Below are 22,507 nucleotides of genomic sequence, written 5' to 3' on the forward strand. Positions count from 1 at the left end.
GGTCGCGGCCGGGGGGTCGGGGCGGGTGCTGGGCCCGCTCGGGCGGCGGGCGGCGCGAATGTGGCCGGGGCGGCGCGCCTCGGTGCCGCTGCCCCGGCTCCGGGTGGAGGCCGACGGCGTGCTGCTGGCCGATCCGGGGCGCCCTGTGGTGGAGGTCTCGGTGCGCACCGAGCCGGGCGGCGCGGGCGGTGGGCTGGCGGAGGTGGTGGTGCGGCCGGCGAACGCGGCCCGGGTGCCGTCGGGGGAGTCCCCGGTGCGGGCGCGGGCGCGGGCCGTGACCGTCTCGGGCCCGGAGTTCCGCACCCGGACGTGGACGGTGTCGCCGTCAGCCGTCCGCCTCACCCTCCCCGCGTCCTGACCCGGGCTCCGGACGGTCGGCGTCCTGCTGTTCGCGCCGCTCGCGCCACCGCTCCATGACGCCGTGCAGCTCGTCCCGCAGATAGGCGAGGAACTCACCGGTCTCGGCGACGCGGCGGCCCGCGGGGGAGCCGGGCTCCAGTGCGGCGAGGCCGCTCTCGAAGGTGTTCAGCCAGCGGTTCATGAGGGCTTCGCGGCTGGTCAACGACTCGTACCAGACGTCGGCGTGCAGCCGGTAGCGCTCGCGGCGGGAGCCGGGGACGCGCTCGCGGGTGAGCATGTGGAGCTGCCCCAGGTAGCGGACGGCGCCCGAGACGGCGGCGGGGGAGATCCGCAGCCGCCGGCCCAGCTCGGCGGAGCTGAGCGCGCCCTGTTCGGAGACGAGCAGGCAGGCGAAGACGCGGGCGGCCATGCGCTGCATGCCGGCCTCGGTCAGGTCGCCGGCCAGCCGCTCGACGAAGGCCGCCACCGGGGCGGAGTACTCGGCGTGCACCCCCGCGTCGTCGTCGGCGCCGGCGCGGTGGGCTTCACGAGGGCCTTCCTGCGGGTCCTCGCGTGGGTCCTCGCGTGGGTCCTTCGGGGCATCAGTGGATTCAGGGGACACGTAGATCATCTTCGCAGGTGAGTGGCGGTGGGGGCGAGGGCGTCTTTTGACGCTCTCCTAACTTCACAAATTTCTGAAACAAGCGTACCGTCGCAGCCATGGTGAACGCGATCTCCACATCCGGGCTCGTCAAGACCTTCGGTCGCACCCGTGCGCTGGACGGTCTCGACCTCACCGTGGCCAGGGGGGAGGTGCACGGCTTCCTCGGGCCCAACGGCGCCGGGAAGTCCACGACGATCCGCGTGTTGCTCGGGCTGCTGCGCGCCGACTCCGGGGCCGCACAGCTGCTCGGCCGCGACCCGTGGCGGGACGCCGTGGCCCTGCACCGCCGGCTGGCCTATGTGCCGGGCGACGTCGAGCTGTGGCCGAACCTCACCGGCGGAGAGGCGATCGACCTGCTGTCCTCGCTGCGCGGCGGCGTCGACCGGCGGCGCCGCGACGAGCTGCTCGAACGCTTCGACCTCGACCCGGCCAAGAAGGGCCGCAGCTACTCCAAGGGGAACCGGCAGAAGGTGGCCCTCGTCGCCGCGCTCGCCTCCGACGCCGAGCTGCTGCTGCTCGACGAGCCCACCGCCGGCCTCGACCCGCTGATGGAGGCCGTCTTCCAGGAGCTCATCGGGGAGGCGAAGGCGGCCGGCCGCACCGTCCTGCTCTCCAGTCACATCCTGGCGCAGGTCGAGAAGTTGTGTGACCGCGTCAGCATCGTCCGGCTCGGGCGGATCGTGCAGTCCGGGACGCTCGGCGAGCTGCGACACCTCACCCGCACCACCGTCGAGGCGGAGACGGAACGCCCCGTCCCCGGCCTCGCCGACCTGGAGGGCGTGCACCACCTGAGCGTCGAGGACGGCCGGGTGCGCTGCGCCGTCGACGGCGGCCGGCTCGACGAGGTCGTCCGGCTGCTCGCCGCCGCCGGGGTCCGCAGCCTCGTCAGCCACCCGCCCACGCTGGAGGAGCTGATGCTGCGCCACTACGGCGACCGCGTGCACGACACCGCCGCGGACGCCGCCGAAGCCTCGGAGAGCGGACGATGAACACGACGACCCATCCCGCCCGCGGCGCCCGCACGGAACCGGCGCGCCCCGAGCGCACCGGCACCCTCACCGGCACCGGCAGGCTGCTGCGCTTCGCGCTGCGCCGGGACCGGGTGCGGCTGCCGGTCTGGATCCTCGCCCTGTCCCTCGGCACCCTCCTCACCGCGACCAGCCTCCGCGACCTCTACACCACGCCCGCCTCCCGCCGCTCGGCCGCCGAGACGATGGGCAGCCCCGCGGCCCTGGCCACCTCGGGGCCGGAGCACTACCTCACCGACTACACCCACGGCGCCATGCTCGGGCACCAGATGCTCGGGTTCACCGCCGTCCTCGCCGCCCTCCTCGCCGTCCTGACCGTCACCCGGCACTCCCGCGCCGAGGAGGAGAGCGGGCGCGCCGAACTCGTCCGCTCCGCCGTCGTGGGCCGGCACGCGCCGCTCGCCGCCGCGCTGGGCACCGCCACCGTGGCCATGGTCGCCCTGGCAGCGGCCCTGGCCCTCGTCCTCGGTACGGCCGGCATCCCCGACATCGACTGGGGCGGTTCCCTGCTGTACGGCGCCGCGCACGCGGCCGTCGGGCTCGTCCTGGCCGCCGTCGCCGCCGTCACCGCGCAGGTCACGCCGCACTCCCGGGGCGCCTCCGGGCTCGCCTTCGCGGTGCTCGGCCTCGCCTACGCCCTGCGTGCCGTGGGCGACGTGAGCGGCGCCGACGGGGGCGGTGGCGCGCTGTCCTGGCTCTCGCCGATCGGCTGGGCCCAGCGCACCTACGTGTACGTCGACGACCGCTGGTGGCCGCTGCTGCTCGCGCTCGCCGTCGCCGTCGCCACCACGGCCCTGGCGGTACGGCTCAGCACCCGCCGCGACCTCGGCGCCGGGCTGCGGCCCGCCCGCGGCGGGCCCCCGCGCGCGGGGGCCGCGCTCCTCCACCCGCTCGGCCTCGCCTGGCGCCTGCAGCGCGGGCTGCTGCTCGGCTTCTGCGTGGCGCTGTTCCTGCTCGGCGCCTCCTACGGCTCCGTCCTCGGGGACGCCGAGGACATGCTCGACGACATCGCCGCGGTCGAGGACGTGCTGGCCGAGATCGGCGGCGCGAGCGTCGTGGAGTCCTTCGCCGCGATGGTCATGATCGTGCTCGCGGTGATCGCGGCCGTGCACGCCGTGCTGGCCGCCGCCCGGCCCCGGGCCGAGGAGACCGGCCGGCGCGCCGAACCCCTCCTGGCCACCCCGCTCTCCCGCGCCCGCTGGGCCGGGGGCCATCTGGCCGTCGCGCTGGCCGGTGGCACCCTCGTCCTGCTCGCGGCCGGGCTGGGCTTCGGCACGCTCGGCGCGGCCACGGCCGGGGACGCCGCTCTGGTGCCGGAGCTGACCGGCGCGGCCCTGGCGTACGCGCCCGCCCTGTGGGTGACCGTCGGCGTCAGCGCGGTGCTGTTCGGCTGGCTACCGCGCGCCCTGCCGCTGGCGTGGGCGGTGCCGCTGTGGGGCTTCGTCGTGGACTACCTCGGCCCGATCCTGCAGCTGCCCGACTGGCTGGCCCGGCTCTCGCCGTTCGGCCACGTGCCCAGCCTGCCCGCCGACCCCGTGGCCTGGACTCCGCTGCTGGTGCTGACGCTGCTGGCCGCCGCCCTCGTCGCCCTCGGGCTCGCCGGGCTGCGGCGCCGGGACCTGGACACGACCTGACGCGCCGTCCGCTCACCGGGTCCTCCCGCGCGGCCCCGGGGCGCGGGCCGAACTGACGAGCCGTCGGGCGGGTTTCCCGGGACGCGGCGCCCCCTGATGGCTCAAGGCGGCACCCGGCGGGAGGTATCCGGGGTGCGACGCGCCCGGGCCGCTGTTCGCATGGGGACCAGGCGCGCGGTCACCGCTCGGGAACGGCCCCTGCACGCGCGCCCTCAGACCGGAGGTCACACTCCTGATGCAGAAGATGCGAACCCTCGCCACAGCGGCCGCGTCCACCGCGCTCGTCCTCGGGATGGCCGCCCCGGCCTTCGCCGGCGGCGACACCGGCGGTCACGGCGGCCTCAAGCTCCACCCCTCGTCCGGCGGCCCGGGCACGGTCGTCAAGGTGAAGGCCCTGTGCCGGGACGGCGGGCACGGCACCGTCGCCTCGGACGCCTTCGAGTGGAGCCAGGCCCACACCGACGGCCGTCACCACCACCGACACCACCACGACCGGCGTCACCACGACGGCGAGAACAACATCGAGAACGACGTCGAGGTCAACGGCGACGACGGCAGGAACACCGGCGGCGACCCGCACCGCGACCACCGCCGCCACAAGGTCTTCGCCACCGCCAAGGTCATGCACGAGGGCCTGACGCCGGGCAAGAAGTACGAGGTGACCGGCTACTGCAAGAACCACAAGCGGCTCACCGGCACCTTCACCTTCACCGGTGGTGTCGGCGGCGCGGCCAACGCCGGCCTCGGCGGCCTTGCGGCCGAGTCGAAGTCCGCCGCTCCCAGCGCCACCACGGCCGCCGCCGTCGCCGGTGGCCTGGCCGTCACGGGAGCCGCCGGGTACTTCCTGGTCTGGCGTCGCCGCACCGGCGGGGACCAGGCGTGAGCCGCCCCCGGATATCCCGGATACCCATGACGACGCGTCAGCAGCGGATCGCGGCGGGCGGTCGCCGTCTGGAGACGGTGGCCGCCGCCGTGACCGTGCTCGTGGCAGGAGCACTGTGCGCGGCCGTGCCCGAGGGCGGCGGAGAAAAGCGGGACGCCGCCCGCGCTTCCGGGATCACGATGGTCGCCGAGGGCGTCTCGCGCCCCGGGGCCGTGGACGCCGAGTCGCCCGAGGCCGACTACCCCGTCATGCCCCGTTCGGCACCGACCCGGCTCTACCTTCCGCAGATCGGCGCCGACATCGAGGTCTTCGGTGCCGACGCCGAGCCGGACGGCACCCCACCCGTCCCGGACAAGGACGACGCCGACCGGGCCGCGTGGTGGCGCGGCGGGCCGTCGCCCGGCGAACAGGGGCCCGCGCTGCTCATCGGTCACCTCGACAGCAAGAAGGGGGCCGCGGCCTTCGCCGGGGTCGGCTCGCTCGAACCGGGAGCCGAGGTCGTCGTCGAGCGCAAGGACGGCTCCACGGTGATCTTCGCCGTGGACTCGGTCGAGCAGTACCCGAAGGACGACTTCCCCAACGAGCGGGTCTACGGCCCCACCGAGAACCCGCAGCTCCGCCTCATCACCTGCGGCGGAACCTGGACGAAGAAGGACGGCTATGACGCGAATATCGTCGCCTTCGCCAGCATCAAGGGCTGACACCCGCGAGCCCGGCCCGGACGCCGCCGGCCACCCCAGAGGTGACGGCGGCGTCCGCATGCCGGAAGACCGGCCGGATACGCTGAAGCCCCACACCCGGTGACGCGAGCTGTGAGGTACGCAGACCATGAGCAACACGCCCGCTGACAAGGCCACCGTGAAGGCGGCCGACCGCGCGCACGTCTTCCACTCGTGGTCCGCGCAGGCCCAGCTCGACCCGCTGCCCGTCCGCCGCGCCGCCGGCTCCTACTTCTGGGACTACGACGAGCACCGCTACCTCGACTTCGCCTCCCAGCTCGTCAACGCCAACATCGGCCACCAGCACCCCAAGGTCGTCGCCGCCATCCAGGAGCAGGCGGCCACGATGTGCACCGTCGCCCCCGGCTTCGCCGTCGACGTCCGCTCCGAGGCCGCCCGGCTCGTCGCCGAACGCATGCCGGGGGACCTGGACAAGATCTTCTTCACCAACGGCGGCGCCGAGGCCGTCGAGAACGCCGTACGCATGGCCCGTCTGCACACCGGGCGGCCCAAGCTGCTCAGCGCCTACCGCTCCTACCACGGCGCCACCAGCACCGCGATCAACCTCACCGGAGACCCGCGCCGCTGGGCCAGCGACACCGGCACCGCGGGCGTCGTCCACTTCCGCGGCCCCTATCTCTACCGCTCCTCCTTCCACGCCACCACCGAGCAGGAGGAGTGCGAGCGCGCCCTCGCGCACCTGGAGGAGACGATCGCCCTCGAAGGGCCGCAGACCATCGCCGCCGTCATCCTGGAGACGATCCCCGGCGGCTCCGGCATTCTCATCCCGCCGCCCGGCTACCTCCCCGGCGTGCGCGAGATCTGCGACCGCCACGGCATCGTCCTCATCCTGGACGAGGTGATGGCCGGATTCGGCCGGGCCGGCGCCTGGCTCGCCCTCGACCACTACGACGTCACCCCCGACCTCGTCACCTTCGCCAAGGGCGTGAACTCCGGCTACGTCCCGCTCGGTGGCGTCGCGATCTCCGCGAAGATCGCCGCCGACTTCGACGACCGCCCCTACCCCGGCGGCCTCACCTACTCCGGCCACCCGCTCGCCTGCGCCGCCGCCGTCGCCACCCTCGACGCCATGGCCGAGGAGGGCATCGTCGAGCACGCCGCCCACATCGGCGCCACCGCGCTCGGCCCCGGCCTGCGGGCGCTGGCCGAGCGCCACCCCGCCGTCGGCGAGGTCCGCGGCACCGGCGTCTTCTGGGCCGTCGAGCTCGTGCGCGACCGAGAGACGCGCGAACCGCTCATCCCCCTCCAGCCCACCGGCGACGCGGGCCGCCCCATGGCCGAGTTCACCGCCGCCTGCAAGCGGAACGGCCTGTGGCCGCTGGTCGTGGGCAACCGCCTGCACGTCGTCCCGCCCTGCACGATCAGCGAGGCCGAGGTGAAGGAGGGGCTCGCCGTCCTCGACGAGGCCCTCGCCCTCGCCGACGCCCACACCACGGCCGGGGCCGCGCCCGCCGCGTAGGGTGTCCGCCATGCCGCCCGCCCCCATCACCCGAAGCACCCTGCGCGAGCAGCTCGCCGAAGCCCTGCGCGACGAGGTGCTCGCCGGACGGCTCCCGGCCGGACGGTCCTTCACCGTCAAGGAGATCGCCGAGCAGTACGGCGTATCCGCCACCCCGGTACGGGAGGCCCTGGTGGACCTCTCCGCCCAGGGCCTCCTGGACACCGACCACCACCGCGGCTTCCGGGTGCGGGAGATCACGCTCGCCGACTTCACGGCCATGGTCGAGGCCCGCACCCTCGTCATCGAGGGTGTCTTCCGCGCCGCGGTGGCAGACGGTTCCCTCACCCGGACCGAGGCCGGAGCGGAGGCCGGGGCCGTCGCCTCCGTCCGGCGCCGCGCGGAAGCGGCCCGCCGGGCCGCCCTCGCTGGCGACCTCGACATCCTCATCGGCTACGACCTGCGGTTCTGGCGCGAGCTGGGCGAGTTCGTCGGCAACCGCTACGTCGCCGACTTCCTCGACCGGCTGCGCATCCAGACCTGGGTCTTCACCGTCCCGCTGCTGCGCGCCCGCGGCGAGCTGCGCGGCCTGCTGTGGGCCGGGCACCTGGACCTCGTCGCGGCCCTGGAGGCGGGCGACGCGACGACGGCGCGGCGCATCCTGGCCGAGTACAACACGCACGCCCTGGAGCTCGGGCGCTCCCTGGCCACGACGCCCTGACCCGCCCCGCCCCGCTCCGCGGCTCCCGGCGGAACCGGCTACGACCAGGGCAGGCCGGTGAGGCGCTCGTACGCCTCGACGTACTTGGCGCGCGTCTGCGCGACGACATCCTCCGGCAGCGGCGGCGGGGGCTGCTCACCACGCCGGTCCCACCCCGAGGCCGGAGAGGAGAGCCAGTTCCGCACGAACTGCTTGTCGTAGGAGGGCTGCGTCTGCCCCGGGCGCCAGGCGTCGGCCGGCCAGAACCGCGAGGAGTCCGGCGTCAGCACCTCGTCGGCCAGCACCAGCTCGCCGTCCCCACCGTCCGTGCCGCTCTCGCCCGCCGCGAAGCCGAACTCGAACTTGGTGTCCGCCAGGATGATCCCGCGCTCGCGCGCGGTGTCCCGGGCCCGGCCGTAGACGCCGAGGGTCAGCTGCCGCAGCCGGGCCGCCGTCTCCGCGCCCACTCGGTGCGCGACCTCCTCGTACGACACGTTCTCGTCGTGCTCGCCCACCTCCGCCTTCGTCGCGGGGGTGAAGATCGGCGCCGGCAGCTCGGAGCCGTCGACCAGGCCCTCGGGCAGCGCCAGCCCGCACACCGTCCGGGTGGCCTCGTACTCCACGAGACCCGAGCCGGTCAGATAGCCGCGCGCCACGCACTCCACCGGAACCATCCGCAGCGAACGGCACACCATGACCCGGCCCGCCCAGTCCGCCGGGGCGCCGGGCGGGACGTCCGTGGAGAGCACGTGGTTCGGCACCAGGTCGGCGAGCTGCTCGAACCACCACATCGAGAGCTGGGTGAGGATGCGGCCCTTGTCGGGGATCTCCGTCGGCAGCACCCAGTCGAAGGCGGAGATCCGGTCGCTGGCGACCATCACGAGGTTGCCCGCCCCGTCACGGTAGAGATCGCGCACCTTCCCGGTGTGCAGATGCTCCAGACCCGCTACCGCTACGGGTTCGGGCTTCTCGACGAATCCGGACACCAGTCCTCCATGGAGTGTGCGACGAACACCGGCGATTCTCCCGCACGCCGCGCCGTCCGGCGTGCGGGGGTGGGCCGGGCCGGGGAGCCGCCCCCGGCGACCGGCCACCGGGTACCCGGCGCCGGGGACGTCAGCCGCGCTTGCAGATGCGGTCCAGCAGATTCGCCGTCGCCCGCTGGACGCGCGGGTCCACATGGCCGGGGCGGTCCAGCGCGGGCGTCCACGCGAACGTCCCCGAGCTGAAGACCAGCGCCCCGCTGGCCGCCCGGTAGAGCGAGGTCTCCTGGTGCCGACGCGCCCCTCCGGCGTCCCGGTACGGGGAGTGCGCCAGCAGGATGCGGTCGGTGTGGGCGGGCAGCGGGGCCCGCGGGAAGTAGCGGTCCGCCTCGCCCGCCACCAGGCCGGCCAGCTCCTCGCCCTCGGCGGCCCCGGTGCCGCCCCACAGCCAGTGGTCCGCGTTCCGCACGACCAGCGGGGCCGGCGCGGGCACCGCCCCCGCGTACTGGATGCCCAGCAGCGCCTGCTCGGGCTCGCCCTGCTCGCGCCACAGCCAGGCCCGCCCCGGGCCCCGGCGCTTGCGGCAGCTCAGCAGCCGGTCCGGCTCACCGGAGGGCAGCCTGCCCAGCTCGACCCGCCAGTACATGGTGTTGGCGGACAGGAACACCAGGGACGTGCCGCAGTCCCGGGCGCGGGCCACGGCCCGGCGCATGGGCACCGTCCAGTACTCGTCGTGCCCGGCGAAGACGACGCCCCGGTAGTGGGCCGGATCGACCCGGCCCGCGTGCAGGTCCCGGGCCTCCGCGTACGCCAGGTCGTAGCCGTGGCGCTCGGCCCAGCGGACGAAGTCGTAGGAGTGGCCCACGTGCAGCGGCAGCCCGGCCCCGGCGTAGGGGCGGTCGAAGCTGACGGTGACGGCGGCCTCCCGCTCCCCGAGCAGCCGCCCCTGCTCGTCCCACGCGTGGTAGAGGCTCGCCCCGGTGCGGCCGTCCTCCGGGAAGAGGTTGTAGGCCTGCCAGGTGATGTCGGGCAGCACGAGCAGCAGCTCGGCCGGGCGGGTGTCGCGCACGGTGAACGGGATGTGGGAGCGGTGGCCGTCGGCCGTGGTGAGGACGGCGACGTGGGCGCCGGTGCTCCAGTCCGACGGGATCGGCAGCCGCCAGGACAGCCACCAGTGGTGGCACGAGACCGTCCGCTCGGCGACGAGCGGCGGCGGCTGGACCGTCCCGGACAGCCGCGGACTCGTGGTGATCTTGGTGGCGCCCGCGCCCCCGTAGTGTCCGATCCGGTAGACGTCCACGCCGAACGGCTGCGGCGGATTGACGGTGACCCGGAAGTCGACGGACTCGCCCGGCGCCACCGAGCCCGTCGACACGAAGCCCTTGATCTGGCACGCCACGTCGTCGACGCCCTGGGTGGCCCGCCCCGAGGAGCCCCGCTGGACGGGCAGGACGCGCCCGCTCGCGTCGAGCGTCTCGCGGTCCACGTACCAGGGCACGACCCGGCCGTTGTCGAAGTAGTGCTCGCCCTCCCGCAGCCACGGCAGGGGCCCCTTGCCGAAGGGGTCCGTCACCGCGTGCGCGAGCGCGCCCGACTCCCACCGCCGGATCTGCTCCACCGCCATGGGAATCCCCTCCCTCACCGGCTCCTGGCCACCAGCAAGCACATCACATCGTGCACCGGTGCGGTCACCGTTCGTCGCGATTGGTTGCGCCCAGCGGGCGCGTCCCCGGCCCGCGCCCCGGGCCCCGCGTCCCAGCCCCAGCGCGCGGGCGCGTCCACGGGCCGCCCGGCGGGCGCCGGTTGCTCAGCCCAGCCGGACCGGAGCGTCCGTCGGAATACCGGCCGCCGTCAGCCAGCCCCGCAGCGGGGCGCCGTCGCCCTCCTCGGCCAGCGCGAGCGCCGGCTGCCGCAGATCGGCGCGGCGTTCCCCCTCGATGAGCAGGGCCGGGCCGTCCAGCCAGTCGAGCCCGGGGGCGCCGCTGCCGCTGTCCACGGCGGCGCAGCACACCACGGCCACCACGTGGTCGGCCAGCAGCTCCCCGGCCCCGCGCACGGCGGGGGCCGGCAGCCCCAGCGGGGCGGAGTCACCGGTGGCGTCCGGTATCAGGCCCGCCGTCCCCGGGGGCGGCGGCGGGGGGCGGCGCTCCGCACGCGCCGTGTCCGCCGTGATCCGGGCGGCGACCATCCCCCGCGACTCCTCGTCCGCAAGCCGGGCCAGCACCCGCTCCAGCGTGGACCCGCACCCGTGTCCGCGCCCGCCGCCCCGCACCCGTCCGTCCCCGCCCGGGGGGCCCGCGCCCAGGGACGCCCGGTGGCCCGGCGCCCCGTACCGCTCGGCCGGGACAACGCTCGGGGTGCGCTCGGCCGGCTCCGGGCCCTCCGTGGCGTCCAGCGCCGAGAAGAGCCGGGCGGACTCGGTGCGCCAGATACGGTCCACCACCTCGCGCGGGTAGGCCGGCCAGTCCACCGGGGACCAGCCGGGGCCACCGGGGGCGGGCGCGCCGTAGAACAGCTCGGCGGCCAGCAGGGACACCTGCTCGTCGATCGCCCCGGGCTCCTCCAGCAGATCGCACGCGGGACGCTCGCCCAGCCTGGAGGCGAAACCCTCCGCCATCCGGTCCCGCCGGGACAGCTCCGTGAGCGCCGAGACCACGCCCACGTCCAGCCGCGAGGGCCAGCGGCCAGTGCGCCAGGCGGGCAGCGCCACCCGCGTCAGCAGCCGGTCCCAGCCCGCGTAGGCCAGACCCACCTGCTCCTGGGCGAGCATCCGCAGCCCGTGGTCGACGCTCTGCGCCCGGCCCGCGGCCGCCGCGGCCACCAGGCGCTCCATCTCCGCCGCGTGGCCGCCCGCCGCCCGCAGCAGCATGCGGGCGAGCCGCCCGATGCGGGGGTGGACCGCCGCGGCGTCGAGCGCGCGGACGAAGCGGCGGGCCGCGGCGATGTCGGGATGCGCGGCCGGGCCGGTGCCGGCGACGACGGGCGCGAGCAGCGCCCGCAGCTCGGAGATGCGCATCCACCACAGGAACGGCGAGCCGATCACCAGCACGGGCGGGGCGGACCCGGAGCGGCCGGGCTCCTCCAGCCAGCAGTCACAGTCGGGTGTCAGGGCGATGGCCGAGGGCACCGGAACGTCGAGCCGCCCGGCCAGCTCCCGCACCATGCGGTACAGCTCGGGTGCCGAGGACTCGACGACGGGCACGGCCGGCGCCGAGGCGGTGCGCGCCCGCGCGATGACCACCGTGACCGCGGCCCCGGCGATCGCGACCACCACGGCCAGCAGCACGGCGGGCAGCCGCAGCCCGGCCCAGCTCCCGCCCAGGTGACCCGTGCTCACCGCGGTGAGCAGCACGACGGCCGCCGCGGTGGGCAGCAGGGCGACGGCGAAGGCCGCGCCGCGGATGCGCAGGACGGCCAGCGCGTGCTCCCGCGCCGACCGGGCCCCGCCCGCTCCCACAACTGCCATGGACCGCTCACCCCCTGCCGGGACGACCTGGGTACCTCGGTATGCACCCACTGTCGCACCGGGCTCCGACATCGCAATGTGCGGTGGGCCAGTCGATCGACTGGCCCGGACGCCACGTGGATGTGCCACGTCGTCGAGCGTGCGGACGTGGCGCGACGTGCGGCGACGCTGTCGCGACGCCCACGGCGCGGCGGCGGCCGCGCGCCGACCACGAGGCTCCTGGCCGCGTGGCGGTCACGTGCCGACCACATGACGACCGAACGTCCGCGACGCTCGGTGCCCGCCGCGCGGAACCCTAGTGCGGGGTGCGTACCGGCGTCAGCAGGTCCTGGGTGACGGTCACTCGATGGAATGGCTTTGGGGAGAGGTATTGCCCATCGGGCGGTGCCGTGGGTGCCCCGATTGCCCCGTTATCGCACGTCCTGCTCCGCCGCCTTCCGGGCGATGTCCGTGCGGTGGTGGGAGCCCTCCAGCGTGATCCGGCCCACGGCGCGGTAGGCCCGCTCCCGGGCTGCGGCCAGGTCCGCGCCGGTCGCCGTCACCGACAGGACGCGCCCGCCGGCGCTCAGGACCCGCCCGTCCTCGGACCGCCGGGTCCCGGCGTGCAGCACGTAGGCGTCCGGCGCGTCCTCGGCCGCCACCTCGTCCAGGCCGCCGATCGGGTCCCCGGTGCGCGGAGAGGCCGGGTAGTCCTTCGCCGCGACGACGACGGTGACGGCCGCGCCGTCGTGCCAGGCCAACGGCGGGAACGCCGCCAGCTCGCCGGTGGCCGCGGCGTACAGCAGGCCGGACAGCGGCGTCCTCAGCCGGGCCAGGACCGCCTGCGTCTCCGGGTCGCCGAAGCGGGCGTTGAACTCGATGACCCGCACACCGCGCGAGGTCACCGCCAGACCGGCGTAGAGCAGGCCCGAGAACGGAGTGCCGCGGCGGCGCAGCTCGTCCACGGTGGGCTGGAGCACCGTCCGCCGCACCTCGTCGACCAGCCCCGGCTCGGCCCACGGCAGCGGGGAGTAGGCGCCCATACCGCCGGTGTTGGGGCCCTCGTCGGCGTCGTAGGCCCGCTTGAAGTCCTGCGCGGGCTGGAGGGGGACGACCGTCTCGCCGTCGGTCACCGCGAAGAGGGAGACCTCGGGACCGTCGAGGAACTCCTCGATGACGACCCGCTCGCAGGCCAGCGCGTGGGCCCGGGCGGCGGCCAGGTCCTCGGTGACGACGACGCCCTTGCCCGCGGCCAGGCCGTCGTCCTTGACCACGTAGGGCGGGCCGAAGGCGTCCAGCGCCTCGTCGACCTCCGCCTCGGTGGCGCACACGTAGGCCCGGGCGGTCGGGACCCCGGCCGCGGCCATGACGTCCTTCGCGAAGGCCTTGGACCCCTCCAGCTCCGCCGCCTCGGCGGAGGGCCCGAAGACGGGGATGCCACGGCGGCGCACGGCGTCCGCGACCCCGGCGACGAGCGGGGCCTCGGGGCCGACCACCACCAGGTCGCCGGAGCCGAGCCCGAGGGCACCGGCCAGCTCGGCGACGGCCGTGCCGTCGAGGACGTCGACCGTGTGCGCCATCGCCACCTCGGCGATGCCCGCGTTCCCGGGAGCGCAGTGCAGTTCGGTGACGTCGGGGTCGAGGGAGAGGGAGCGGCACAGGGCGTGTTCGCGGGCGCCGCCGCCGATGACGAGGACCTTCACGGGCCGAAGCCTAGTCGCCGCCCCCGCGCCCGGCGGCAGGCGGGCGGCCGCGAGGGCGGGCGGCACCCGGCGGGCGGGCGGACGGCCGCGCGGTCCGCGTGGCGCGCACCCGGCGACAGCGGTGGCCGTGGCGGCAAGCGGGGGGCCACGGCTTCACCCACCCTTTCGGGTGAGGCGCTGGGGGATGCCTTACCTGACCGCAAGCCACTTCCGGGCGGAAACGGCCGCGAGGCCCCTGATTGGCCCTGTCGCCCGCGATAGGAAGGGTGCCTCGTGAGGTGCGAGAGCGTCCTGTGGTTGGGAGTGGCGGGTGAGTCAGCCGGAAATGCAACCCGGGGGTGGCAGGCGGGAGGGCCGGGGCGAAGTGCTCGGGCGCACCTTCCCACTGGGGGACTGGGGGGAGCCGGCCGAGCGGCTCGACGAGCTGTACGAGTGGGTGGAGGAGGGCGCGCTCGCCGTCGTCGACTGGTACCTGGCCGACCGGGCGTGGAAGCGCCGCGGCGCGCGGGCCCTGCGGACGGGCGCCGCGCTCGGCGCCGCGGCGGGCGGGGTGCTGCCCGTGCTCGAACTGAGCGGCGTCCTCGCGGGGGTGGGAGCCTGGGGCTTCCTCGCCCTGCTGGGGGCCGCGCTCTGCCTCGGCGCCGACCGCTGGTTCGGCTGCACGGCCGGGTGGATGCGGGACCTGTGCGCCGCCCAGGCGGTGCAGCGCAGGCTGGAGACCCTCCAGTACGACTGGGCGGCGGAAGCGGTGCGCGAGGTGCTCGGCCCGACGGAGGGCTCGGCGGGCGAGGCGGCCGAGCGCTGCCTGACCATGCTGCGCCGCTTCACCGAGGACGTGACGGAGCTGGTCCGGGTCGAGACCGTCGACTGGATGGTGACGTTCCGGCCCGGGCCGGTCTCGCGGTTCACCCAGAGCCCGGCGTCGGCGGGATGGACGGCCCCCCGCAGTGAGCCGTCCGGCCCGGGCGGCCTCCCGCGCTTCCCGGTGCCGCCCCCGGGCGCCCGCCCCAACATGCCCCGCCAACGCCCCCCGGAGAACCCCCGCTGACCCTTCCCGGTCGCCGCGCGGCGGGCGAACACGCCAACGTGCCGGGGTGTTTGACGGTCAGGAGAACAGGATCATCGAGCCCTGGGCGAGGCTGCGGGTGGCGGCCGCGTGCAGGCCGAGCCAGACGTGGACCTCGCGGGCGAAGGGCCCGTCGGTGGAGCCGGGGGGCGGTGCGGCGGCGGGCTCGCTCAGCTCCGTCGGGCCCGCGGGCGGCGGCGGGGCGGGCGGCGGGTTGTCCGGGTCGAGCCCGAGGGCCGGGGCCACCGCGTGCAGTTCGCGCAGCAGCCCCTGGCTGGACCCGAGCGGCCCGCCTGACTCCTCCAGCTCCTCGCCGGTCAGCGGCTCCGCGAAGTCGACGGGGACGTAGGCGCCAGCGTGGTCGTAGTGCCACACCAGGTGTGACCGGCGGGCCGTGTCCTCGAACATCTCCAACAGCTGCTCGTAGTCCCCGCCGAGGGAGTCCACGGGCGTCACCTGGAGCCCGTGGAGCTGGAGCAGGTAGGCGCGGCGCAGGAAGTGCAGGGCGTCGTAGTCGAACCCGGCGACGGGCGCCACGTCCCCGGACAGCCCCGGCATGTACCCGTGCACGGGTACGGGGGGCAGCCCGGCGCGGTGCAGCGCCTGGTCAAAGACGGCGATCTCCTCGGCCAGCGGGTTGTCGGGGCTGTGGCACAGCACGTCGACGAGGGGGACCAACCAGAGATCACAGGCCAAGGTGACTCCAAGGGCGCTCAGATGCGGTGACGCCGGGTGTCGGTGGCGTCATCGGGCGTCGTCCCGCCAGCGTAGTGCCGAAGGCGATCACGGCGAAGGGCCCCGGCACAGCCGGAGCCCTTGACCTGCGGAGCGGACGACGAGGCTCGAACTCGCGACCTCAACCTTGGCAAGGTTGCGCTCTACCAACTGAGCTACGTCCGCCTGCGCCCCACGGCGCGCAGCCGAGTATATGCCATCGGCCACGCCCCGTGCCGCCCCGTTCCCGGTGGTCGGGCGAGCGCCGGACGCGCCGCCTCCGCGCGGGGCGCGGGCGGTCCGCCGTCGCTCAGCGGCGCGGCTCCCAGCGGAACCAGCGGCGGACGGCGAACACCGCGAACGCGGTCCAGGCCACCGCGAGGCCCACGGCGAGCGCGACGTCGCCGCCGGTGCCCTCGCCGAACCAGCCGTACCGGACCAGCTCCACGACCGGGGTGAGCGGCAGCAGCCGGGCGACGTCGGCGACGGCGTCCGGCATGACCTCCAGCGGCACCATCAGCCCGGAGCCGAGGAAGGAGAGCATCATCAGCGGCATGACCGTGATCTGCGCGCTCTCCGGGCTCCGGGTCAGGGCGGAGGTCGCGGCGGCCAGGCCGGTCATCATCACCGTCCCGAGCAGCAGCCCGAGGAGCAGCACGTCGGCGCGCCCGGGCAGCGGTATGTCGACCACCGCCACCCCGGCGGCGATCAGCAGCAGGCACTGCACGAGTCCGATGAGCACCGAGGGCAGCGCGGTGCCGCCGAGGATCTCCACGTCCGAGGACTCGCCCGTGCGCAGCCGCTTGAGCACCAGCTCCTCGCGCCGCGCGACGTACGCGGAGACCAGGTTCGCGTAGACGGCGATGACGAGGACGACGCCCAGGCCGCCGGAGAGCACCAGCCCGCCCGCGCTGAGCGCGGTCGCCTCCACGAGGGAGTCGGACAGGGACATCCGGAACGTGAAGACGAGCAGGAGGGGCACCAGCAGGGCGGTGAACACCGCGCTGCGGTTGCGCAGGAGCAGCGTCAGCTCGGCCCGGCCGAGGGCTCGCATCCGTCCCAGAGCGGCCGTGGTCATGCCGTCACCTCCGCCTTCTCCCGCCCGTCGGCGTGTCCGGATCCGCCGGCGGGAGGGGCCTCGTCCCGGCCGCGGGCGATGTCCAGGAACGCCTCCTCCAGCGAGGCCGACCGGGCGTCCAGGCCGGAGAGCGTGACATCCTCCCGCCGGGCCCACAGCAGCAGTTCGGTCAGCTCCTCCTGAAGGTGCCGGGTGCGGATCTCCACCCGGCCTTCCTCGACGGTGGCGGTCGCGGGCAGGGGCAGCCGCTCGGCCGCCACGTCCTCGGGCAGGGTGAAGCGGATGCGGGAGGGCCGGGCGGCGGTGACCTCGGCCGGGGTGCCCGTGACGACGATGCGTCCGCCCCGCATGATCGCCAGCCGGTCGGCCAACTCCTCGGCCTCGTCGAGGTAGTGGGTGGTGAGGACGACGGTGGTGCCGTCGGCCCGCAGCTCCCGCACGAGCCGCCACGTGTCGCGGCGGCCCTCCGGGTCCATGCCCGTCGTCGGCTCGTCCAGGAACAGCACCTCGGGGCTGCCGAGCAGGGCGAGGGCGAGGTCGAGGCGGCGCCGTTCGCCGCCGGAGAGCTGCTTGATCCGCACGCCCGCGCGCTGTTGGAGCCCGACGAGCTCCAGCGCCTCGGCTGGCGGACGTGCTCCGGTGGTGACGCCGGCCCACATGCGGGCCGTCTCGCGGACGGTCAGCTCCGCGGGGAAGCCGCCCTGCTGGAGCATGATGCCGATGCGCGGGCGGACGGCGCGGCGCTCGGCGTAGGGGTCGTGCCCGAGGACGCGGACGCGGCCCCGGGCCGGGCGTTCGAGGCCCTCCAGCAGTTCGACGGTGGACGTCTTGCCCGCGCCGTTGGTGCCGAGCAGGGCGAACAGCTCGCCGTGCGCCACCGTGAAGTCCAGCCCGCGCACGGCGTCGAAACCGCCCGCTCCCCTGGGGCCGTAGCGCCGCCAGAGCCCTTCCGCCTCGATCGCATGTTCCGCTCGCATCGAGCCAGCCTCCCCGTCGGCGGCGGGGGTGTGCAGTGCTGGACGTCACACCCGCCGAAAACCTGGACCTGGGGCGGGGAGGCTCGGGGAGGAGGGAGAGGGTGAAACCGGGTGCGACAATGCGAGAAGCCCCTGCCAGCTGTGAACTGGCCGGGGCTTCTCACTCCGGAGCGGACGACGAGGCTCGAACTCGCGACCTCAACCTTGGCAAGGTTGCGCTCTACCAACTGAGCTACGTCCGCACGCATCCACTCGGCTTTCACCGAGTGGCGCATCAGCTACTCTACCTGATCGCTTGGACCACTTGAGTACGCGGAGCGGGTGACAGGGATTGCACACTGCGCCTCCCTCTTGGAAAGAGGGCGCTCTACTACTGAGCTACACCCGCGTGACCTGCGATTTCGGGCCTTTCCGGCCCGCCCTCGCGGCGTGCTCCAGACTGTAGCGGATCACCCCGGGGATCGTGCAAGTCGAGGACGGGGTCCGGTTCCGGCGGTGCGCTCCCGCTCCCGTGCCGGGCGCCCGGCACCGGGCGGCGCCACCCGGCGTCGGCTGGGGGGCTCGGCTCAACTCGCCGCCGTGAACGCCTCGTAGACCTTCTTCGGGATGCGGCCGCGCGCGGGCACGTCGTACCCGTGGGACCGGGCCCAGGCGCGGACCGTCTGCGGGTTGGGTGCGACGGAGGTGCGCTGGTACGTCCTCCCCGACTTCGAGCGCTTGCGGCCGGCCCGCACATAGGGGGCGAGGGCGCCGCGCAGTTTCTTTGCGTTTGCCGTGTTGAGATCGATCTCGTACGACTTCCCGTCGAGCCCGAAGGCGACCGTCTCAGCGGCTTCACCGCCTTCCAGATCGTCGGAGAGTGTGACCACAACACGCTGTGCCACGGATATGGGTCCTTCCTCGTCATGAGTTCGGCAAGCGGTGTTCAAATCCGCGCTGACATGCGGGGACGTCGCGCGTGCGAGATGAGCGGATACCGCTTATTCCGTTGTCTGGCCGACATCATCGCATTGTGCGGGCCAGGAAAGAAGCCCGGGAAATTCGGTTCGCGTGTCCGGCCGCAATCGGACCCTACGTTTCTCCGCTCGGTGCGTGCAGGGTTTCCGCGCCCCGAGATGTGAACGTGATAAATGGGCACGGATATCTACTCGCGTAGATTCTCTCGCCCGGTACGCTGAACCTGCGGTCGCGCAGGAACCGAGGGGCTCACCGACGCCCCCGGCGGACGCGGCACCGGGCAGCCAAGCACCAACACCACCGGGAGTACCTGTGGCTCGCGTCGTAGTCGACGTCATGCTCAAGCCGGAGATCCTCGACCCCCAGGGACAGGCCGTGCAGCGCGCGCTGCCGCGGCTGGGATTCGAGGGCATCACGGACGTGCGTCAGGGGAAGCGTTTCGAGCTGGACGTGGAAGGGCCGGTGGACGACGCCGTCCTCGCCCGCGTCCGTGAAATGGCCGAGACCTTCCTGGCCAACACCGTGATCGAGGACTTCACCGTGCGTGTGGAGGAGCCCGCCGAGGAAGGTGCCCCGGCATGACGACGCGGATCGGGGTGGTGACCTTCCCCGGCTCCCTGGACGACACCGACGCGCTGCGGGCCGTCCGCATCGCCGGTGCCGAGCCGGTGAAGCTGTGGCACCGCGACACGAGCCTGCACCAGGTCGACGCCGTCGTCCTGCCGGGCGGCTTCTCCTACGGCGACTACCTGCGCTGCGGCGCCATCGCCCGCTTCTCGCCGGTGATGGAGACGGTCATCGAGCAGGCCCGTGACGGCATGCCCGTCCTCGGCATCTGCAACGGCTTCCAGGTGCTGTGCGAGTCGCACCTGCTGCCCGGCGCGCTCACCCGCAACGACCACCTGCACTTCGTCTGCCGCGACCAGCGGCTCCGGGTCGAGAACGCGGACACCGCCTGGACGCGCGACTACGCCGCCGGGCAGGAGATCACCGTCCCGCTGAAGAACGGCGAGGGCGGCTACGTCGCCGACGAGCGCACGCTCGACGCGCTGGAGGCGGAGGGCCGCGTCGTCTTCCGCTACCTGGACGGCAACCCCAACGGCTCGCGGCGCGACATCGCCGGGATCACCAACGAGGCCGGGAACGTGGTCGGCCTCATGCCGCACCCCGAGCACGCGGTCGAGGCCCTCACCGGCCCCACGACCGACGGCCTCGGTTTCTTCACCTCCGCCCTCAAGACGCTGGTGGACGCACGATGACCCTCGACACCGTCAAGCACGCGACCGAGACCCCCGACGCCGCCCAGCCCTGGGCCGAGCTGGGGCTCAAGGAGAACGAGTACGAGCGCGTCCGCGAGATCCTCGGCCGCCGCCCCACCGGCGCCGAGCTGGCGATGTACTCGGTGATGTGGTCCGAGCACTGCTCCTACAAGAGCAGCAAGGTCCACCTGAAGCAGTTCGGCGACAAGGCCTCGCACTCCGACGCGCTGCTCGTCGGCATCGGTGAGCAGGCGGGCGTCGTCGACGTCGGCGAGGGCTACGCGGTGACCTTCAAGGTCGAGTCGCACAACCACCCGTCCTACGTGGAGCCCTACCAGGGCGCCGCCACCGGCATCGGCGGCATCGTGCGCGACATCATCGCCATGGGCGCCCGACCCGTCGCCGTCATGGACCCGCTGCGCTTCGGCGCCGCCGACCACCCCGACACGCGGCGCGTGCTGCCCGGCGTCGTCGCCGGCATCGGCGGCTACGGCAACTGCCTGGGCCTGCCCAACATCGGCGGCGAGGTCGTCTTCGACTCCTGCTACCAGGGCAACCCGCTGGTCAACGCCCTGTGCGTGGGCGTGATGAAGCACGAGGACATCCACCTGGCCAAGGCCAGCGGCGTCGGCAACAAGGTCATCCTCTACGGCGCCCGCACCGGCGGCGACGGCATCGGCGGCGCCTCCATCCTGGCCTCCGAGACCTTCGACTCGTCCAAGCCCTCCAAGCGGCCCGCCGTGCAGGTCGGCGACCCGTTCCAGGAGAAGCTCCTCATCGAGTGCACCCTGGAGGCCTTCGCCGAGAAGCTCGTCGTCGGCATCCAGGACCTCGGCGCCGCGGGGCTCTCCTGCGCCACCTCCGAGCTGGCCTCCAACGGCACCGGCGGCATGCGCGTGGAGCTGGACGACGTGCCGCTGCGCGACGCGACCCTCTCGCCCGAGGAGATCCTCATGAGCGAGTCGCAGGAGCGCATGTGCGCGGTCGTCGAGCCGGAGAAGGTCGAGCGCTTCCTCGCGATCTGCGAGAAGTGGGACGTGACGGCCACCGTCATCGGCGAGGTCACCGACGGCGACCGGCTGGAGATCTTCTGGCACGGCGAGCAGATCGTCGATGTCCCGCCGCGCACCGTCGCCCACGACGGCCCGGTCTACGAGCGCCCGATGGCCCGCCCCGAGTGGCTGGACGCCCTCCAGGCCGACGCCGCCGAGGCGCTCGCCCGCCCGGCGAACGCCGAGGAGCTGCGCGAGCAGGTCCTCAGGCTCGTGGGTTCGCCCAACCAGGCCGACAAGTCCTGGATCACCTCGCAGTACGACAAGTACGTGCTCGGCAACACCGTCCTGGCCCAGCCCGAGGACTCCGGCATGATCCGCGTCGACGAGGAGTCCAACCTCGGCGTGGCCGTGTCCACCGACGGCAACGGCCGCTACGCCAAGCTCGACCCCTACGCGGGCGCCCAGCTCGCCCTGGCCGAGTCCTACCGCAACGTCGCCGCGACGGGCGCCACCCCGCTCGCCGTCACCGACTGCCTCAACTTCCCCTCGCCGGAGGACCCGGCGGGCATGTGGCAGTTCGCCGAGGCCTGCCGCGGGCTCGCCGACGCCTGCCAGACCCTCGGCACCCCGGTCACCGGCGGTAACGTCTCCCTCTACAACCAGACCGGCGACGTCGCCATCCACCCGACGCCCGTCGTCGGCGTGCTCGGCGTCATCGACGACGTCACCCGGCGCACCCCGATGGCCTTCGCCGAGGAGGGTCAGCTCGTCTACCTGCTCGGCGACACCCGGGAGGAGCTGGGCGGCTCCGCCTGGTCGCAGGTCGTGCACGACCACCTCGGCGGCCGGCCCCCGGCCGTCGACCTGGAGCGCGAGCGGCTGCTCGCCGAGATCCTCGTCTCCGCCTCGCGGGACGGCATGATCGACGCCGCCCACGACCTGAGCGACGGCGGGCTCGTCCAGGCGCTGGTCGAGTCCTGCCTGCGCGGCGGCACCGGCGCCCGGCTGGTCACGCCCGACGGCCTGGACCCGTTCGTGTTCCTGTTCTCGGAGTCGGCCGGGCGGGCCATCGTGTCCGTGCCGCGCAGCGAGGAACTGCGCTTCACCGACATGTGCGCCGCCCGCGGTCTGCCCGCGCTCCGGATCGGCGTCCTGGACGGCGACGCGATCGAGCTTCAGGGGCAGTTCACCCTGCCGCTGGCCGAGCTGCGCGCGGTGCACGAGGCCACCATCCCCGCGCTGTTCGGCTGACCCGGACGCGCGGACGCACGCGCAGGAGGGCCCGCCCGGCGTCCGGGCGGGCCCTCCGCGGCGTCTCGGGGCGAGCGGCGTCCCGGCGAAAGCGGCTCAGCGCAGGGGCGGCGGGAACGCGTCGGTGCCGCCGCGCTGCTCCTCGTCGACCTGCCGGTAGATCATCGCCTTCAGCCCCTCCGGGTCCGGCACGTGCCGCAGGGTCATCAGACCCTGCTCCGAGGCGGACTGGATGGTGAGCGTCCCGTAGCGCATGATCCGCTGCCACAGGTTCGCCCGGAAGGACACGTCGTTCACCCGGACCAGTGGAATCGAACGGCCGGACTTGGTCAGGAACCCCGAGCGCTTGTACATCCGCTTCGTCGTCAGGATGTACAGCGTCGAACGCCACTTCAGCAGCGGGATCAGCCACCACCACAGCGAGGCGAGCACCGCCGAGCCCAGGACGACGTAGACGGCGCCGTCGCTCCAGTCCTCCCCCGAGGGGACGGCCCACAGCAGCAGCCCCGCGACCAGCCACACCACGCACAGCAGCAGGAACTCGCTGACCATCTCCGTCCAGTGCTGACGGGTGACGTGCACCAGTTCCTCGTCTTCCGCCAGATGACGTTCCGCGATGCCTGCCATGCCGGAATCCTGGCACACGGCACCGG

Annotated in this window: 20 protein-coding genes, 3 tRNA genes and 1 pseudogene; 11 read left to right on the plus strand and 13 right to left on the minus strand. The window is 74.1% G+C overall.

Going from position 1 to position 22,507, the window contains the following annotated elements; all coding sequences use genetic code 11:
- Nucleotides 1-358: pseudogene (locus tag HPT28_RS25315) on the plus strand (hypothetical protein); the annotation flags it as partial.
- Here HPT28_RS25315 and HPT28_RS25320 read toward each other — a convergent pair.
- On the minus strand, nt 326-961 hold the full coding sequence (locus HPT28_RS25320; protein ID WP_308119520.1) for a MarR family transcriptional regulator: 636 nt from the start codon (nt 959-961) through the stop codon (nt 326-328). The pseudogene HPT28_RS25315 and the gene HPT28_RS25320 overlap by 33 nt on opposite strands.
- 98 nt (nt 962-1,059) lie before the next feature.
- On the opposite strand from HPT28_RS25320, the gene HPT28_RS25325 reads away from it, so the two are divergent.
- The 6 genes from HPT28_RS25325 to HPT28_RS25350 all read left to right on the plus strand — a co-directional run bounded on the left by HPT28_RS25325 (nt 1,060) and on the right by HPT28_RS25350 (nt 7,447).
- On the plus strand, nt 1,060-1,992 hold the full coding sequence (locus HPT28_RS25325) for an ABC transporter ATP-binding protein (protein ID WP_219094113.1): 933 nt from the start codon (nt 1,060-1,062) through the stop codon (nt 1,990-1,992).
- On the plus strand, nt 1,989-3,665 hold the full coding sequence (locus HPT28_RS25330) for an ABC transporter permease (RefSeq protein WP_257579420.1): 1,677 nt from the start codon (nt 1,989-1,991) through the stop codon (nt 3,663-3,665). Before HPT28_RS25325 ends, HPT28_RS25330 begins: the two co-directional genes overlap by 4 nt.
- A 235-nt stretch (nt 3,666-3,900) precedes the next feature.
- Complete coding sequence (locus HPT28_RS25335; RefSeq protein WP_219094115.1) at nt 3,901-4,548, plus strand: hypothetical protein; 648 nt, start codon at nt 3,901-3,903, stop codon at nt 4,546-4,548.
- 26 nt (nt 4,549-4,574) lie between these two features.
- The gene (locus HPT28_RS25340) at nt 4,575-5,249 is read left to right on the plus strand and encodes a class F sortase (RefSeq protein WP_219094117.1); all 675 of its coding nucleotides are present in this window, start codon (nt 4,575-4,577) and stop codon (nt 5,247-5,249) included.
- Nucleotides 5,250-5,376: 127 nt separating this feature from the next.
- Nucleotides 5,377-6,747 (plus strand): aspartate aminotransferase family protein, encoded by a 1,371-nt coding sequence (locus HPT28_RS25345; protein WP_219094119.1) that lies wholly within the window; start codon nt 5,377-5,379, stop codon nt 6,745-6,747.
- Nucleotides 6,748-6,757: 10 nt separating this feature from the next.
- On the plus strand, nt 6,758-7,447 hold the full coding sequence (locus HPT28_RS25350; protein ID WP_219094121.1) for a GntR family transcriptional regulator: 690 nt from the start codon (nt 6,758-6,760) through the stop codon (nt 7,445-7,447).
- A gap of 38 nt (nt 7,448-7,485) precedes the next feature.
- Here HPT28_RS25350 and HPT28_RS25355 read toward each other — a convergent pair whose 3' ends face one another.
- The 4 genes from HPT28_RS25355 to purD all read right to left on the minus strand — a co-directional run bounded on the left by HPT28_RS25355 (nt 7,486) and on the right by purD (nt 13,557).
- Nucleotides 7,486-8,412 carry a phosphoribosylaminoimidazolesuccinocarboxamide synthase gene (locus HPT28_RS25355; protein WP_219094123.1) on the minus strand — a complete coding sequence of 309 codons (927 nt, stop codon included), beginning with the start codon at nt 8,410-8,412 and terminating at the stop codon, nt 7,486-7,488.
- Nucleotides 8,413-8,542: 130 nt separating this feature from the next.
- Nucleotides 8,543-10,033, minus strand: coding sequence for a N,N-dimethylformamidase beta subunit family domain-containing protein (locus tag HPT28_RS25360; protein WP_219094125.1), 1,491 nt, complete (start codon nt 10,031-10,033; stop codon nt 8,543-8,545).
- 183 nt (nt 10,034-10,216) lie between these two features.
- Nucleotides 10,217-11,875, minus strand: a complete 1,659-nt coding sequence (locus tag HPT28_RS25365) for a hypothetical protein (RefSeq protein WP_219094127.1) — start codon at nt 11,873-11,875, stop codon at nt 10,217-10,219.
- 410 nt (nt 11,876-12,285) lie between these two features.
- Nucleotides 12,286-13,557, minus strand: a complete 1,272-nt coding sequence (gene purD / locus HPT28_RS25370) for a phosphoribosylamine--glycine ligase (RefSeq protein WP_219094129.1) — start codon at nt 13,555-13,557, stop codon at nt 12,286-12,288.
- A gap of 310 nt (nt 13,558-13,867) precedes the next feature.
- Between purD and HPT28_RS25375 the strand changes: the two genes are divergently transcribed.
- Nucleotides 13,868-14,605 carry an SLATT domain-containing protein gene (locus HPT28_RS25375; RefSeq protein ID WP_219094131.1) on the plus strand — a complete coding sequence of 246 codons (738 nt, stop codon included), beginning with the start codon at nt 13,868-13,870 and terminating at the stop codon, nt 14,603-14,605.
- Between the two features lie 57 nt (nt 14,606-14,662).
- Here the strand turns inward: HPT28_RS25375 and HPT28_RS25380 are convergent, their stop codons facing one another.
- The 7 genes from HPT28_RS25380 to HPT28_RS25410 all read right to left on the minus strand — a co-directional run bounded on the left by HPT28_RS25380 (nt 14,663) and on the right by HPT28_RS25410 (nt 18,276).
- Nucleotides 14,663-15,319: a hypothetical protein gene (locus HPT28_RS25380; RefSeq protein ID WP_219094133.1), complete on the minus strand. Its 657-nt coding sequence runs from the start codon at nt 15,317-15,319 to the stop codon at nt 14,663-14,665.
- Between the two features lie 131 nt (nt 15,320-15,450).
- Nucleotides 15,451-15,523 (minus strand) — tRNA-Gly (locus HPT28_RS25385).
- Between the two features lie 124 nt (nt 15,524-15,647).
- Nucleotides 15,648-16,415 carry an ABC transporter permease gene (locus HPT28_RS25390; protein WP_219094135.1) on the minus strand — a complete coding sequence of 256 codons (768 nt, stop codon included), beginning with the start codon at nt 16,413-16,415 and terminating at the stop codon, nt 15,648-15,650.
- Nucleotides 16,412-17,392 carry an ABC transporter ATP-binding protein gene (locus HPT28_RS25395; protein WP_219094137.1) on the minus strand — a complete coding sequence of 327 codons (981 nt, stop codon included), beginning with the start codon at nt 17,390-17,392 and terminating at the stop codon, nt 16,412-16,414. The genes HPT28_RS25390 and HPT28_RS25395 overlap by 4 nt, the downstream gene beginning before the upstream one ends.
- 169 nt (nt 17,393-17,561) lie before the next feature.
- Nucleotides 17,562-17,634 (minus strand) — tRNA-Gly (locus tag HPT28_RS25400).
- A 74-nt stretch (nt 17,635-17,708) separates the two neighbouring features.
- Nucleotides 17,709-17,780: transfer RNA gene (locus HPT28_RS25405), tRNA-Gly, on the minus strand.
- A 178-nt stretch (nt 17,781-17,958) separates the two neighbouring features.
- Nucleotides 17,959-18,276: an Lsr2 family protein gene (locus HPT28_RS25410; protein WP_219094139.1), complete on the minus strand. Its 318-nt coding sequence runs from the start codon at nt 18,274-18,276 to the stop codon at nt 17,959-17,961.
- A gap of 385 nt (nt 18,277-18,661) precedes the next feature.
- Here HPT28_RS25410 and purS point away from each other — a divergent pair, with 385 nt between their 5' ends.
- Genes purS through purL form a run of 3 tightly spaced genes read left to right on the plus strand, consistent with a single transcriptional unit; the run spans nt 18,662 to nt 21,854 of the window.
- Nucleotides 18,662-18,931 (plus strand): phosphoribosylformylglycinamidine synthase subunit PurS, encoded by a 270-nt coding sequence (gene purS / locus HPT28_RS25415; RefSeq protein WP_219094141.1) that lies wholly within the window; start codon nt 18,662-18,664, stop codon nt 18,929-18,931.
- A complete protein-coding gene (gene purQ, locus HPT28_RS25420; protein ID WP_219094143.1) occupies nt 18,928-19,608 on the plus strand; it encodes a phosphoribosylformylglycinamidine synthase subunit PurQ in 681 nt (226 codons plus the stop codon). Before purS ends, purQ begins: the two co-directional genes overlap by 4 nt.
- A complete protein-coding gene (purL, locus tag HPT28_RS25425; protein ID WP_219094145.1) occupies nt 19,605-21,854 on the plus strand; it encodes a phosphoribosylformylglycinamidine synthase subunit PurL in 2,250 nt (749 codons plus the stop codon). The genes purQ and purL overlap by 4 nt, the downstream gene beginning before the upstream one ends.
- 96 nt (nt 21,855-21,950) lie before the next feature.
- On the opposite strand, the gene HPT28_RS25430 is transcribed toward purL, so the two are convergent.
- Entirely contained in the window at nt 21,951-22,481 is a 531-nt protein-coding gene (locus HPT28_RS25430; protein ID WP_257579422.1) for a PH domain-containing protein, read from the minus strand.
- Nucleotides 22,482-22,507 lie beyond the last annotated feature (26 nt).

This window comes from Streptomyces sp. JJ38 (genome assembly GCF_019303475.1).
GTDB lineage: Bacteria > Actinomycetota > Actinomycetes > Streptomycetales > Streptomycetaceae > Streptomyces.

What these genes read in the sequence shown, in the direction of transcription:
- HPT28_RS25395 (WP_219094137.1), bottom strand. Translation starts at nt 17,392, where the DNA reads ATGCGAGCGGAACATGCGATCGAGGCGGAAGGGCTCTGGCGGCGCTAC.
- HPT28_RS25360 (WP_219094125.1), bottom strand. Translation starts at nt 10,033, where the DNA reads ATGGCGGTGGAGCAGATCCGGCGGTGGGAGTCGGGCGCGCTCGCGCAC.
- HPT28_RS25350 (WP_219094121.1), top strand. Translation starts at nt 6,758, where the DNA reads ATGCCGCCCGCCCCCATCACCCGAAGCACCCTGCGCGAGCAGCTCGCC.
- HPT28_RS25365 (WP_219094127.1), bottom strand. Translation starts at nt 11,875, where the DNA reads ATGGCAGTTGTGGGAGCGGGCGGGGCCCGGTCGGCGCGGGAGCACGCG.
- HPT28_RS25340 (WP_219094117.1), top strand. Translation starts at nt 4,575, where the DNA reads ATGACGACGCGTCAGCAGCGGATCGCGGCGGGCGGTCGCCGTCTGGAG.
- purL (WP_219094145.1), top strand. Translation starts at nt 19,605, where the DNA reads ATGACCCTCGACACCGTCAAGCACGCGACCGAGACCCCCGACGCCGCC.
- HPT28_RS25345 (WP_219094119.1), top strand. Translation starts at nt 5,377, where the DNA reads ATGAGCAACACGCCCGCTGACAAGGCCACCGTGAAGGCGGCCGACCGC.
- HPT28_RS25335 (WP_219094115.1), top strand. Translation starts at nt 3,901, where the DNA reads ATGCAGAAGATGCGAACCCTCGCCACAGCGGCCGCGTCCACCGCGCTC.
- HPT28_RS25390 (WP_219094135.1), bottom strand. Translation starts at nt 16,415, where the DNA reads ATGACCACGGCCGCTCTGGGACGGATGCGAGCCCTCGGCCGGGCCGAG.
- HPT28_RS25325 (WP_219094113.1), top strand. Translation starts at nt 1,060, where the DNA reads ATGGTGAACGCGATCTCCACATCCGGGCTCGTCAAGACCTTCGGTCGC.
- HPT28_RS25430 (WP_257579422.1), bottom strand. Translation starts at nt 22,481, where the DNA reads ATGGCAGGCATCGCGGAACGTCATCTGGCGGAAGACGAGGAACTGGTG.
- purQ (WP_219094143.1), top strand. Translation starts at nt 18,928, where the DNA reads ATGACGACGCGGATCGGGGTGGTGACCTTCCCCGGCTCCCTGGACGAC.
- HPT28_RS25330 (WP_257579420.1), top strand. Translation starts at nt 1,989, where the DNA reads ATGAACACGACGACCCATCCCGCCCGCGGCGCCCGCACGGAACCGGCG.